This window comes from Nocardia callitridis, assembly GCF_039543305.1.
In the GTDB taxonomy this organism is placed as follows: domain Bacteria; phylum Actinomycetota; class Actinomycetes; order Mycobacteriales; family Mycobacteriaceae; genus Nocardia; species Nocardia callitridis.
The window spans coordinates 348758-361429 of sequence record NZ_BAABJM010000006.1 but is presented as its reverse complement, the minus strand read 5'-3'; the positions used below and the strand labels follow the sequence as shown (position 1 = coordinate 361429).

The following is a 12672-nucleotide window of genomic DNA, read 5'->3' as shown; positions in this document are numbered from 1 at the left end:
CCTGGCTCCGGCGCCCCACCGCCAGCGCTCGGCGGCCGGCGCCCGCGGTATGAAGAAGTGAGTGTCATGGTGCGCAATCCGCACAACCGGCCGACATCGTCACCGTTGAGTGGCTACACGGTCATCGATCTTTCGGCCGGTATCGCCGCGGCGTACTGCACGAAACTGTTGGCCGACGGTGGTGGCGACATCATCGCGGTCGAGCCGCCGGAGGGTAATGCACTGCGCGGCTGGTCGGCCTCCGGTGCGCGGATCGCCGAGGGCGAGGACGGCGCGTTGTTCAGCTTTCTCGCCTGCACCCAACACAGTGTGGTCGTGGATATCGATATCGACTCCGACGTGGCGTTCCTGCACGATCTGCTCGCGGGGGCGGACGCGGTGGTGTGGTCGCGCGGCGGGGTCGGCGAGCATCGCGGTTTCGCACCCGCCGAGATCCGGCGCGACCACCCGCATCTGGTGGTCACCGCGATCACCCCGTTCGGGCTCGACGGCCCGTGGTGCGACCGTGCCGCAACGGAATTCACCGTGCAGGCGTGGTCGGGTGGCATCGTCGGGCTGGGCCGAGGCGCAGCGGATCGGGCACCCGTATTCGTGGGAGGACAGATCGGCGAGTGGTTCGCGGGGGCGTATGCGGCGGCAGCGGCGATGACCGCACGCTTTCGGCAGATCGATTCCGGCACGGGGGAATTGGTCGACCTGTCGATGTTGGAGACGCAGATTCTCAGCCTCACCTATTATCCCGTCGGCTTCTTCGAGATGCTCGGCCGACCGTTTCGGACCGAACGCAAGCTCAGTGTGCCCGGCGTGGCCACGGCCAAGGACGGGATGGTCGCGCTGGGTTGCGGCACCGCCCAGCAGTGGTTCGACCTGTGCGCGATGGTCGGGCACGCGGAGTGGATCGACGAGGATTCGGCGCTGTCGATCACCGAGCAGGCCAACCTGCACGCGCACCAGATCAACGCGTGGATGGCCGAGCACACCGTGGACGAGATCCGTGATGTGGCAACGGCTTTCCGCATTCCGAACGGGCCGGTGATCAACGGCGCCAACGCCGCCGAGGCCGACCACCATCGGGCGCGTGGCTCGTTCGTCACCAATCCGCGCGACGGGTTCACCCAACCCGGAATGCCGTATCGGATGACCCCGGACGTGCTCAGGGCCCCGGAGCCCGCGCCGCGTCTCGGCGAGCACACCGAGCATCACCGAGGTCTCGCGCCGACCCCCGTGCCTCGAAACGAACGAGGAACCGCCAAGCACTTACCTTTTCGCGGGATGCGCGTGTTGGATATGACCACTTTCTGGGCCGGTCCGTCCTGTACGCATTTCCTGGCCATGCTCGGTGCGGAAGTCATCCACCTGGAATCCACGGCGCGGCCGGACGGGACCCGGCTCATCGCGGGCGTGCCGGTGAGCGAGGAGCAGTGGTGGGAGAAGTCGCCGATCTTCGCCGGTCTCAATGCCGACAAGAAGAGTCTTACCCTGGACTTCCGTACCGAGCGTGGGCGAGAGCTGTTGCGGGAGTTGATCGGAACCTGCGATGTGATCGTGGAGAACTACACGCCGAGGGTGCTGGAGAACATCGGTCTCGACTACGCGGCCGTGCGCGAGCTGCGACCCGACGCGATCATGGTGCGCATGCCCGGCTTCGGCCTGGACGGCCCGTGGCGGGACAATCCCGCATTCGCCTACGTCATCGAGGACACCGCCGGACTGACCTGGCTCACCGGCTACCCCGACCAGAACCCGATCGAACCGTATTCGATCGGCGACCCGAACGCGGGCATCCACGCACTGAACGCCCTGCTACTCGCCCTCGAACACCGCCGCCGCACCGGCGAAGGCGTGCTGGTGGAGGCACCGATGGTCGAGGCAGCGCTCAATGTAACCGCCGAGCAGGTGATCGAGTACTCCGCCTACGGCGCGCTGCTGAACCGCGACGGCAATCGCGGACCCACGGCCGCACCACAGAACCTCTACCGCGGCAACGACATCGACGAGTTCGGCCGCGCCGACAGTTGGGTAGCGATCGCGGTCTCGACCGACGAGCAGTGGGCGGCACTGCGCGAGGTGCTCGACAATCCATCCTGGGCGAGAGATCCCGAACTGACCACCGCCGCCGGGCGCCACCGCGCACACGACGCGATCGACCAGCACCTCACCGCGTGGTGCGCCGACCGCAGCTGCGAAGACATAGTCCACCTCCTCTGGGATGCGGGAATTCCTGTCGCGAAGGTGCTCCAACCACACCGCCAGGCCGACCTACCGCAACTGGCACACCGCGGCTTCTTCGAGCACCTGACCCACCCGGTAAACCCCACCGCCCGCCACAGCACGATCGCCGCCCGTTTCTCCGGCGGCCCAACCCGCTTCCACCACACCCCCGCCCCTTTACTCGGCGAACATAATCACGAACTACTGACCGAACTCGGCCTTGGCGGCGAGGACATCACCGAACTGGAGGCCGACGGCGTAATCGGCTCCACCCCGGCGAGATAAGCCAGCACGCCGAGACCACTCGGACGCCTCGAGTCTCGTACGGCGGCGGCACGGTACAGCCGATCCAGCAATGTCTAGCTATTTGACTGAAAATTGTCTATCGATTAGACATACACTGGTGATCAGCGAACAGCCCACTCGCGTCATGCTGAAGAGGCTCACCCGAGCTGGGTTGACGCTCAACGAGAAGGCAAAGGCAGTCACGCTGTGTGGCAATGCCCGACCCGCACGCACACGACGACCATTCCCAGTGGTCACGGCGATATCAGCCCCGGCGTGGTGCGCAAGATAGGAAACGCCACCTCGGGTTGTTCGTGCGAACGCGCGAAGGAGGAGGCATGACCTACAAAGTCCACGTCACGGGGCGCGACGGCCGATGGTGGGCTGTCACGGTTCCAGAGCTCGGCGAAGACGCTCTCACGCAAGCACGTCGGCTCGCCGAAGTAGAAGAAGAAGCCAGGGACTACATCGCCGTCACCATGGACGTCGCACCCTCGACCGTGGAAGTCGAGGTCGTTATCGATGACCTCGGGAGCGCCCGCAACGTCCAGGAGCGGTCGACCTGGATCAAGGCTGCTCGGCAGCTGATCGAACAACTCGAGCAGGACGTTCAGCGCGAAACGAAAATACTCGCGGACGAACTCACCTCGGAGAAAATCCCCATGCGCGAAATCGCCGAACTGGTGGGGACCACCTTCCAGCGAGTCGGCCAGATCGCCAATACCGAAAGTTCACCCCGTAGGTCCGCCTGGAGCCTCGCCGCCGCAGACCCCACCACCTTCGACCATGCCCGCCGCGCTTTCGCAGAGGTGAGCCGACTCGCGTCCGGGACGTGAGTCGACTCACCAGGACACCGGTCACGCAATTGATCACGGAGCTCGACACAAACGTTTTCACGCACGCACGTCAACGCGGCGAGGTGGCGGAAGAGGCCAGGGACTACGTCGCTGTCATCGACGGTGTGGCGACGCGCGAAAAGCCTTGTACTCGCTCATGAATCCGCCAGCGGTGGGAAGGCGGCACGCGCGTCGGGTGCGAAGCTGAAGACCCGAAAACCGCGCATCGACAGAGGGCCTCTCGCATGGCGAACAATCCGGAAACACCGGCACCCGACGCGACGCCGGGGCCCTCTTCGACGCAGCCGCCACCATCACATGAATCACTACCACCGCCGCCCTTACGAGAGGAGCGACCGCCGGGATGGGTCCCGGTGCCGTCGCCATCACCAGGCCCTCCACCTACGCCGCCACCGCCGAAACCCAAGACCTGGCAGGTCCCGCTGCGCCCCCCTGCGCGCGCATCGAAGGCCCTGGCCCATTTCATCACCGAAATCCGATCGGTGTTCCAAGAACTGGTCGATACGCTGGGCAGCCCGAATTACGCGGTCGATCCCCCCGCACCGCCGCCAGCGGCTCCGAAACCAGAGCTGCCGGTCGGCCTGTCGGGGTTCACGACGGCCGCCTACTCGAATTCCAGCGACGCCATGCACACGCATTCCACACTCTGGCGCGACACGCAGAGTTCCGCCGTCGACATCGCGCAACACGCGGCGACCGTGGGATCGCAGGCACTGGAGCAAATCCAGAATCTGGTCCACCAGTTACAGGAGTTCCTGGACGCTGCCGCCCTGAACGTACCGATGCAGGCCACCTACCGCAGCGGTCCTGCCGACGATGATCTCCTCGCGTCGTACGCCGAATACCGCGTCGCGGCGACGACAGATGAGTATCTGGCCGAAGCCATCGAGGTCTTCGGCCGTGCGCAGGAAGATCTCGGCCTCGACGCCGAATCACCTTTGTTCCCTGTGATCCCGCTACTGCCCCGCGACCAGATCCCGAAGGGCCCCGTCCCGATGCCGCAACGGCAACGGTGGCCGGAGGCGTGGGCACTGGAAGTGTGACAAACCGCGGGTACGCAGCCGCCCCGTGACAACGCATCGAATGGGAGAACGTGCCGAGGCCGGGACTGACGTTCGGTCGAACGTCAGACCGTACGCCGCTATTTCAGTAGGCTGCCCGCGTCGATCGGCAGGGTCAGGCCCGTGATGAATCGCGACTCTTCGGAGGCGAGGAACAGCACCGCGTTGCTGATGTCCTCGGATTCGACCCACGGGACGGGCAGCATGTGCGCCATCTGCGACAGGGGGGCGAAATCTTCGCGCGTCGGGTTTTCCAGGTCGGGGCGGAACATGCGGAAGGTCGCGTCGTTCATCACCATCGGGGTGTTCACCTGGGTCGGGTGTACCGAGTTCACCCGAATCTTGTGGTGTGCCAATTCCACGGCGAGCGTGCGCATCACACCGACGACGCCGTGCTTGGCGGCCACATAGTGACCGACGTTCGGGTAAGCCTTCAGCCCGCCGACCGAACTCGTCAGCACGATGCTGCCGCCGCGACCTCCCGCCACGATGTGCTCGATCGAGGCTTTCGCGGTGAGCCACACGCCGGTGAGGTTGACGTCGATCATGTCCCGCCACAGCACCTCGTCCATGTCCACCAGTGCGGCGCCGCTGTTTCCGATGCCCGCGTTGGCGACGACGATGTCGAGCCTGCCGAACTGTTCGACGCCGCGGTCGACGATCGCCTTCAGTCCGTCGAAGTCGCGGACGTCCACCTCACCGGTGATGATCTTGCCCCCTTCCTTCTCCACCAGGGACCGGGTTTCGTCCAGGTCCTCGGGTGTCGACATCGGGAACGGCACGTTGTCGAGCTGCTTGCAGACATCGATGGCGATGATGTCGGCACCCTCGCGCGCCAGCGCGATGGCGTGGCTACGCCCCTGACCGCGCGCGGCGCCGGTGATGAAGGCGACCTTGCCTTCAGTTCTTCCCGCCATGACAGACCTCATTTCCGAATTGGTGATCGTTGGCTCAACACCGTGCTGAGCGCTGCTGTCCGACCCGGCCCCGAAAGCGCCGAATCATAGTGTGGCTCAGGGTGTTCGGGCTGGCAGTGCGTCCCAGCCGCGAACCGTCGAGGTCGGCGAGAGCCGAGCGTCGGAGAGGTCGACCTCCCATTCCGGGAACCGCTTCAGGATCTCCTCCATGGCGATTCGACCCTCCAGCCGGGCCAGTGCCGAGCCCAGGCAGTAGTGCGTGCCGACACTGAAGGTCAGATGTGAGCGCGCGTCCCGGTGAATATCGAAAGTGTCGCTGCTGTCACCGAATTGGCGGTGGTCACGGTTGGCCGAGGCGATGAGGAACATCATCACGTTGCCCTCGGGGACGGTCTGGCCGTAGTACTCCACATCGCGGGTCACGTAGCGGGCGACGTGCGGCGCTGGCGCCTCGAACCGCAGCAGTTCCTCGATCGCCCTGGGAATCAGCGAGAAGTCCTCGACGAGCTGCCTGCGCTGGTCGGGATGTTCGGCGAGAATCTTTCCCGCCCAACCGATCAGCCGGGTGGTGGTCTCGTTGCCCGCACCGGAGACCACGTTGATGTAGGTCAGCAGTTCTTCGCGGCGCAGCTTGCGCCAGGTCCCGGTCTCGTCCTCGAATTCGACATTGAGCAGTTCGGTCATGATGTCGTCGGAGGGGTGGTCGGCACGCCAGTCGATGTAGGCGCCGAAGATGTCGCCGGTGTCCATACCGTCGGAGGCGGCCTTCATCGGCTGACCCTCCTCGGTGCGCATCTGCTCGTTGGCGTAATCCCTGATCGCTTCCTGGTCGTCCTCGGGAATGCCGAGCAGCATGCCGATCGTGCGCATCGGCATCTGGGCGCCGAGGTCGGCGACGAAGTCGAGACCGCCGGAGCCGACCAGCGGGTCCAGGCTGCGCGCGCAGAACTCACGAATCTTGGGTTCCAGCGCGAAGATCTTGCGCGGGGTGAACATGCGCGCGAGCAGCTTGCGGTGAATGTCGTGGATCGGCGGGTCCTCGAACAGCAGCACGCCGGACGGGATCGCGATATTGGCCTTGATCAGCTCGAGGATGGCTCCTCGGCCGGAGATGAAGGTGTCTTTGTCGATCAAGCCCGCGTTGACGTCCGCGAAGCGGCTCAGCGCGTAGAAGTCGTGTGTCTCGTTGTAGTAGAGCGGAACTTCTTCGCGCAGCCGCCGGAACATGGGGTACGGATTCTTGTTGAGTTCGACGTCGTAGGGGTCGTAGTGGACGTCGCTGGCCGCACTGATCGTCACTGGTTCTCGCCTCTCGCAGTAGCGGTGTTCGCACGCGATCTGCGCAGGATTCCGCCATGACTCGGTATCGAGGATGTGATCGAGTCTAGGTCGATCCATCCTGGTTTGCAATTGTGAATCTCTTCAGAAGAGAGCGTCATTCTCATCAGCCACGGGGCGCCCGCGCACTCCGTGCCGACGCCGCGCCACAGCGACGAAATGTGCTCGCGGCGTGGACTTTCGGCTTCGGCTACCAGCTCACCGGCAACGTGTAGACACCGAAGGCGAGCCGATCGTGCTTGAACTCGACGTCATCGAACGGGATATCCAGCCGCAGCGTCGGCACGCGCCGCAGCAGCGTGCGGAACACGATCTGCAACTCCGCCCGCGCCAGCTGCTGGCCGACACACTGGTGCGGTCCGAAACCGAAACCCACATGCGAGACCGCCTGCCTGCGCACATCCAGATCCTGCGGTGCGGCGAACGCCTTCGGATCCCAGTTCGCCGGAGCGAGATCGATGACAATGCCCTCGCCGCCGCGAATGGTGACCTCGCCGATGTCGATGTCCTCGGTGGCGACGCGGCGCTGCCCGTTCTGAATGATGCTGAGGTAGCGCAGCAGTTCCTCCACCGCGCCCGCGACCACCTTCGGGTCCTCGGTCTCGCGCACGATCGCCAGTTGCTCGGGATTCTCCAGCAGCGCAAGGGTTCCGAGCGCGATCATGTTCGCGGTTGTCTCGTGCCCCGCGATCAGCAGCCCGGTGGCGATCTGTCCGGCCTCGCTCAGGCTGATCTCCTGCGCGCGCACTCGGCCCGCCAGCTCGGTGACCATGTCGTCGGCGGGTTCGGAAAGGCGCTTCTCGATCAGATCCTTCAGGTAGGTCGCCAAACCGACCACGCCTGCGGTCGCCTGTTTCTTGGTCGCGAACCGGTCGACGCCGATGGTGGCGTGGTCCTGGAAGAACTTGTGGTCTTCGTAGGGCACACCGAGCAATTCGCTGATCACCAGTGAGGGCACCGGCAGCGCGAGTTCGGTGACCAGATCGGCGGGCTTGGGTCCGGCCAGGATCGTATCGATGTGGTCGTCGGTGATCTGCTGGATCGCCGGACGCAGCGCTTCCACCCGTTTGAAGGTGAAGGGACGGGTCATCATTCGGCGGTATTTCGTGTGCTCGTCGCCGTCGGAGGTGAATACCGACCTCGGACGCTTGTGCACCGTCGACAGCATGCCTTCGTTCCAGTGCGGAAAGCCGGGCCGCCGATCGTCGACGCTCACTCGCGGATCGGCCATCAGGGTCTTCAACTCGTCGTAGCCGGTGACCAGCCACGGCGTGCTGCCGTCCCAAATCTTTATGCGGCTCAAGGGTTTCCGCGTGCCCAGCGCACGGACCTCAGCCGGTGGCGCGAACGGGCACCCCCGCTCGCGCACCATCGGATACTCGGGGATCTCGTCGGTCACGCCGCTGCGCGCACCGGTCGTCGTCTCGGTCACTGCCACTCCTTCGGGGCTGGTCGCTGCGCGGCCATCGGGGCTATCGCGTCAGCAGGATCGCCGAGGCGGGGCACACCGCGGCGGCCTGGCGCACGTCGTCGGCGAGGTCCTCGGATGGGTTCTCCGACAGGAGGATGACCACCCCGTCTTCGTCGCGCTGGTCGAACACCGCACCGGCGTGCACTACGCACTGCCCGGCCGCGACGCACTTGCTCTCATCGACGGTCACCTTCATCGGGTCCTACTTTCTTCGGGTGCGAGGTTGGGCGGCGCGGTGCTCGCTGCGCGATGCGCGCCGCCAGGGGCTGGCCGGACGGCTGTGGGACAGCTGGGGTTCCGCATCCGGCGCGGTGCTTCGTCGGGAGGATTTCTCGCTCCGCGGCGCTTCGGCGGTGTTCGATCCCGCCCAAACATCCAGGGCCTCGGTGTGCTGAGTCATGCGGTCGCTCCCGTGACCGGCGCCAGGTACAGACCCGTGATCGCGTCGATCAAACCGGCCGCGGTGGATTCCCAGCTCGCCGTCGCGGCGGAGTCTTCGGCGAGCGCGCGTTCCCGGTCGGCACAGGTGTGCACGATCAGTAAGCGCGCCATGGCGTTTCGCTCGATCCGGATCCGAGGAGGCAACTCGGGACGGGAAGCATTCAGCCCCTCCATCACGCGCAGTACCGAGCGCGAACCGAGCGATTCGTCCGACACCACGTCGCGGAATCCAGGATCCGATGACAGTTGCGCGCTGAAACGCGCATACCACGTCGGATTACCCAGCGCGACAAGGTGTTCGATGGAGGGACGGACCAGGCAGGCCACCCAGTCGCGCAGCTGACCGGACTCCTCGACCTCGGCCACCATCCGTTGACAGAGCTGTTCGATGTGCACGTTGTGCCGGTGCACGATGGCGCGAACCAGGTCGGCTTTGGTGCCGAAGTGGTAGCCGACGACGGCGTTGTTGCCCTGCCCCGCGGCCTCGCCGACCTGCCGATTGGAGACCGCGAAGACGCCGCGCTCGGCGAACAAGCGCTCGGCGGCGGTGAGGATCGCGTCCCGGGTTTCGCTGGCGCGCGCGGTCTTTCCCGCGCGGCGGGGGGCGGACTTCGAGGGGGTCACGGCCACGCTCCTTCGCATCATGCTGTCCATCCCATTGAAAGTCCGCCGGATATTTAAGTCAAGCAGTTGACTTAAATTCATGACCCTGATTTTGGTGTGTCGCCGTTCGACCTGCTCTTGCGCCGAATCGCCATGCCCGCCGTCGTCCCGCCGTCGATGGGCAGAATGGTTCCGGTGACATACACCGAGCGCTCGCTCGCCAGATACAACGCCGCCTCGGCCACATCCTCCGGCGTACCCTCCCGTTGCAGTGGACGGTCCTCGCGCATCTTCGCCCGCACAGCGGTGGTGTAGCGCGCCATCTGCTCCTCGCTCATCGCCGAGGCTGAGGAGGCCAGAAACGGCGTCGGAATATTGCCAGGGGCAAGACAATTGACGCGTACCTCGTGGTAGGCCAGCTCGATCGCCGCCGACTTGGTGAACTGGATGACCGCGGCCTTGGAGGCGCGGTAGGTCATCACCCCACCACCGGCCTGTATCCCACCGATCGACGACAGATTGATCACCGACCCGCCGCCGTTGTCGGCCATGTGCCGCGCGGCCAACCGAGTACCGAGCATGACCCCGCGCACGTTGATCCGCATCACCCGGTCGAAATCGGCGAGGTCGTCGTGCAGGAAACCGCGGTGCATGGTGCCGGAGACACCGGCGTTGTTGCACATCACGTGCAACCCACCGAAGGCGTCGATCGCACGCTCGACCAGCGCGGTCAGCTGGTCGGGTTCGGCGACATCGGTGCGCAGGAACACCGCGTCCGCACCGTATTCGGCCGCGAGCGCCGTGCCGCGTTCGGCGTCGACGTCGCCGATCACCACCCGTGCGCCCTCGGCGAGGAACCGCTCGACGATCGCCCTACCGATACCGGACGCGCCGCCGGTGACGACAGCTACTTTGCCCGACAGGTCATCGCCCATGGCGTGCACCGCCTTTCGTTTCGTGCTCGGCAACCCGTTGCTTGTCGAAGAAGTCCAGCAGCAGCGCGTTCACCACGCCCGGCTGCTCGATCTGCGGACAATGTCCCGCAGCCTCGACTACGGCGGAGCGCGCGCCCGCGATCCGCTGCGCAATCTGCGCCGCCCAGCCGGGTGGCAGCAGCTTGTCGCCCCCGCCCTCCACGACCAGGGTCGGCACGGTAATCCGCTCGTAGCGACGATCGGTCGTGGGATTGGGCGGCGGGGAGGCGCCCGGTCGGCGAAATCGCGCCGCCGCCACTGCTTCCCACGCACCGGGCAGCATGCTCGAGTCGTAACGGCGCTGCACGAAATCGATGTCTGCCGGATAGCTGGGATCGTGGAACAGCGCCGCGACGATGCGCCGCATGGCGGGAATGGTCGCCCCGTAGTCCTGCAGGGCCTGCATATGACCATTGCGTTGGATCTCGCCGCCGCCGCAGATACTCACGATGCTGCGCACAGGCAGCACCGGTGCCGCGGAGGTGGCGTCGTTGAGCAGCATGATCGCACCCATCGAATTGCCGACGAAGTGCGCCGATTCGATGTCCAACAGTGCGCACAGTCTCGCGACATGTCTGGTGCGCATACCTCGGCCGTCGGTGAAATCGATGACCTTCGCCGTGTGGCCGTAGCCGAGCAGGTCGGGAGCGAGCACCCGGTAGCGGGTGGCGAGGGCGGCGATGGTGTGTTCCCAGCCGAGTTCCGCGGCGGCGCCGAACTCGCCGCCGTGCAACAGGATCACGGGTTCGCCTTCGCCCGCCTCGAGATAGCTGGTCGAAAGGCCGTCCACCAGCACGGTCTTACGGTCGAACCGGGTGCCGTTGTCCGCGTGCCGGTTTCGACATACCGACGTATCCGACTCGGCGGTCATCTCCGCCTCCGTACCGACGAAAACACCCGAATCCGGGCTCGAATGCCCCTCATGCCGGTGCCCCGGCCGTGCGACCGAGCGCGAAGGTGGAGACCTGCGCGGCGAGCAGCCCCAGCTGGTCTCGCACCGCGGTGTCGGTCAACTCGCCTTCGGCGTCCCACACCTGCACCGCCGAATTGATCGCCACGCCCACCGGCGTCGGCCAGGCACGCAGCGCGTGTCCGATCACCCGCAGCTGCCCCAGTGTGCCGACCGCGGCCTGCCAGCCGTAGGCGCAGGTGATGCACCCCCACGGGGTGTTGTCCAGATACACCCTCGGATCGCCGCGGAGGTCTTCGATGTAGTCCAACGCGTTCTTCACCAGACCCGACACTCCCCCGTGATATCCGGGCGAGCTCACCACCACGGCGTCCGCCACGCGCAGCGCCTCGACGAGTTTCACCGCCTTGGGGCTGCGAACGGGGTCCTGCGGGTTGTACATCGGCAGATCGATATCGGCACCACAGAACAGCTCAGTGCGTCCGCCTTGTTCGCGCACCACCGAAAGACAGTGCCGCAGTGCGCGTTCGGTCGAGGAATCCGAGCGCAGGGTGCCGCCGATACCGACGACGAACGGGCCGCGCGCGGCAGGAAACGTTTCTGTCATCTCACACCTACTTGATCGCAATCGGATTGACCGGAGACCCGACTGCGCCGGTGACCCGCAGCGGCGGCGCGACGAGCTGGAACTCGTACACCCCGTCGGCGGCGCAGTCGGCGGCCAACGCCTCCAGATCCCAGTACTCCCCCAGCATCAGGCCCATATCGCGCAGGCAGAGCATGTGCATCGGCAGGAAGGTGCCTTCGACACCGGAGATCGGGTCCTCGACCATCAGGTTGTCAGCGGCGACCGCGGCCACCTCGTGATCGTGCAGCCAGGACGCGCATCGCCAGTCCAGGCCGGCGGCGGGTTCGCCACCGTCGCCCGCCTCGAGGAAACGCGCCCACCATCCCGTGCGCACGCACACCACATCGCCGCGCTCGATGCGTACCCCCTGCGTTCGGGCGGCCGCATCCAGTTCCGCCGGGGTGATCGGATCGCCGTGTTCGAGAAAGGTTTCCGCGCCGCGGTGGCGCACCAGATCGAGCAGCACGCCGCGGGTGGTGATGCCCTTGACGTCGACCTTGTCGATGCCGCAGTGATAGGCGCCGAGACTGGTCACCGAGTCGGCGGGGAACCCGTTGTAGAGCTGGTCTTCGTAGTACACGTGCGAGAGCGCGTCCCACTGGGTGGCTGCCTGCAAGGGCATGATGATCATGTCGTCGTTGAACCGGAACGGGTTGTCCTCGAAAAATCCGCTGAGCTGGCGACCGACGGCATTGCGCTCCGACTGCGGGCTGTAGCGCACCAGGGTGCTGGCATCGCCGCCGTCGACGGTCATCACGTGGACCGGATTCTGCCGAAACATGAACGCGCCCTGCGGACCCGAGGAACCGAAGTCGACACCTAGCGCGAAGACCTTCCCGTGCCGCACCAGGCTCGCCGCCTGGGCGACCTTGGCGGCGTCGATGAAGTTCAGCGTGCCGAGTTCGTCACTGCCACCCCATCGTCCCCAATTGCTGACATCGCGGGCAACGCGCCGAAAGTCGGTGAGAGTAGCCAC

The 12672-nt window shown here is 65.7% G+C and carries 12 protein-coding genes; 3 read left to right on the top strand and 9 right to left on the bottom strand.

Features of this window, described 5'->3' with window-relative positions; translation table 11 throughout:
- Nucleotides 1-66: 66 nt before the first annotated feature.
- From ABEA50_RS26060 to ABEA50_RS26050, 3 genes are all read left to right on the top strand, one after another.
- Nucleotides 67-2496: a CaiB/BaiF CoA-transferase family protein gene (locus tag ABEA50_RS26060; RefSeq protein WP_345498707.1), complete on the top strand. Its 2430-nt coding sequence runs from the start codon at nucleotides 67-69 to the stop codon at nucleotides 2494-2496.
- Between the two features lie 338 nt (nucleotides 2497-2834).
- A complete protein-coding gene (locus ABEA50_RS26055) occupies nucleotides 2835-3332 on the top strand; it encodes a hypothetical protein (RefSeq protein WP_345498705.1) in 498 nt (165 codons plus the stop codon).
- 374 nt (nucleotides 3333-3706) lie between these two features.
- On the top strand, nucleotides 3707-4396 hold the full coding sequence (locus ABEA50_RS26050; RefSeq protein WP_345498703.1) for a hypothetical protein: 690 nt from the start codon (nucleotides 3707-3709) through the stop codon (nucleotides 4394-4396).
- Between the two features lie 98 nt (nucleotides 4397-4494).
- Here ABEA50_RS26050 and ABEA50_RS26045 read toward each other — a convergent pair whose 3' ends face one another.
- From ABEA50_RS26045 to ABEA50_RS26005, 9 genes are all read right to left on the bottom strand, one after another.
- Complete coding sequence (locus ABEA50_RS26045) at nucleotides 4495-5331, bottom strand: mycofactocin-coupled SDR family oxidoreductase (protein WP_345498702.1); 837 nt, start codon at nucleotides 5329-5331, stop codon at nucleotides 4495-4497.
- A gap of 96 nt (nucleotides 5332-5427) precedes the next feature.
- Nucleotides 5428-6630 carry a cytochrome P450 gene (locus ABEA50_RS26040; RefSeq protein ID WP_345498701.1) on the bottom strand — a complete coding sequence of 401 codons (1203 nt, stop codon included), beginning with the start codon at nucleotides 6628-6630 and terminating at the stop codon, nucleotides 5428-5430.
- A 229-nt stretch (nucleotides 6631-6859) separates the two neighbouring features.
- The gene (locus ABEA50_RS26035) at nucleotides 6860-8101 is read right to left on the bottom strand and encodes a cytochrome P450 (RefSeq protein WP_345498700.1); all 1242 of its coding nucleotides are present in this window, start codon (nucleotides 8099-8101) and stop codon (nucleotides 6860-6862) included.
- A gap of 40 nt (nucleotides 8102-8141) precedes the next feature.
- Nucleotides 8142-8336 carry a ferredoxin gene (locus ABEA50_RS26030; RefSeq protein ID WP_345498699.1) on the bottom strand — a complete coding sequence of 65 codons (195 nt, stop codon included), beginning with the start codon at nucleotides 8334-8336 and terminating at the stop codon, nucleotides 8142-8144.
- 200 nt (nucleotides 8337-8536) lie between these two features.
- Nucleotides 8537-9223 (bottom strand): TetR/AcrR family transcriptional regulator, encoded by a 687-nt coding sequence (locus tag ABEA50_RS26025; protein WP_425577714.1) that lies wholly within the window; start codon nucleotides 9221-9223, stop codon nucleotides 8537-8539.
- A gap of 59 nt (nucleotides 9224-9282) precedes the next feature.
- Nucleotides 9283-10119 (bottom strand): SDR family NAD(P)-dependent oxidoreductase, encoded by an 837-nt coding sequence (locus tag ABEA50_RS26020; RefSeq protein WP_345498696.1) that lies wholly within the window; start codon nucleotides 10117-10119, stop codon nucleotides 9283-9285.
- Complete coding sequence (locus tag ABEA50_RS26015; protein ID WP_345498695.1) at nucleotides 10109-11029, bottom strand: alpha/beta fold hydrolase; 921 nt, start codon at nucleotides 11027-11029, stop codon at nucleotides 10109-10111. Before ABEA50_RS26015 ends, ABEA50_RS26020 begins: the two co-directional genes overlap by 11 nt.
- A gap of 49 nt (nucleotides 11030-11078) precedes the next feature.
- Nucleotides 11079-11675: an NADPH-dependent FMN reductase gene (locus ABEA50_RS26010; RefSeq protein WP_345498694.1), complete on the bottom strand. Its 597-nt coding sequence runs from the start codon at nucleotides 11673-11675 to the stop codon at nucleotides 11079-11081.
- 7 nt (nucleotides 11676-11682) lie between these two features.
- Nucleotides 11683-12672 carry a cyclase family protein gene (locus tag ABEA50_RS26005; RefSeq protein WP_345498692.1) on the bottom strand — a complete coding sequence of 330 codons (990 nt, stop codon included), beginning with the start codon at nucleotides 12670-12672 and terminating at the stop codon, nucleotides 11683-11685.

Excerpts from the sequence above, each read along its gene's own strand:
- ABEA50_RS26060 (WP_345498707.1), top strand. The coding sequence starts at position 67 with ATGGTGCGCAATCCGCACAACCGGCCGACATCGTCACCGTTGAGTGGC.
- ABEA50_RS26055 (WP_345498705.1), top strand. The coding sequence starts at position 2,835 with ATGACCTACAAAGTCCACGTCACGGGGCGCGACGGCCGATGGTGGGCT.
- ABEA50_RS26045 (WP_345498702.1), bottom strand. The coding sequence starts at position 5,331 with ATGGCGGGAAGAACTGAAGGCAAGGTCGCCTTCATCACCGGCGCCGCG.
- ABEA50_RS26030 (WP_345498699.1), bottom strand. The coding sequence starts at position 8,336 with ATGAAGGTGACCGTCGATGAGAGCAAGTGCGTCGCGGCCGGGCAGTGC.
- ABEA50_RS26025 (WP_425577714.1), bottom strand. The coding sequence starts at position 9,223 with ATGCGAAGGAGCGTGGCCGTGACCCCCTCGAAGTCCGCCCCCCGCCGC.
- ABEA50_RS26020 (WP_345498696.1), bottom strand. The coding sequence starts at position 10,119 with ATGGGCGATGACCTGTCGGGCAAAGTAGCTGTCGTCACCGGCGGCGCG.
- ABEA50_RS26015 (WP_345498695.1), bottom strand. The coding sequence starts at position 11,029 with ATGACCGCCGAGTCGGATACGTCGGTATGTCGAAACCGGCACGCGGAC.
- ABEA50_RS26010 (WP_345498694.1), bottom strand. The coding sequence starts at position 11,675 with ATGACAGAAACGTTTCCTGCCGCGCGCGGCCCGTTCGTCGTCGGTATC.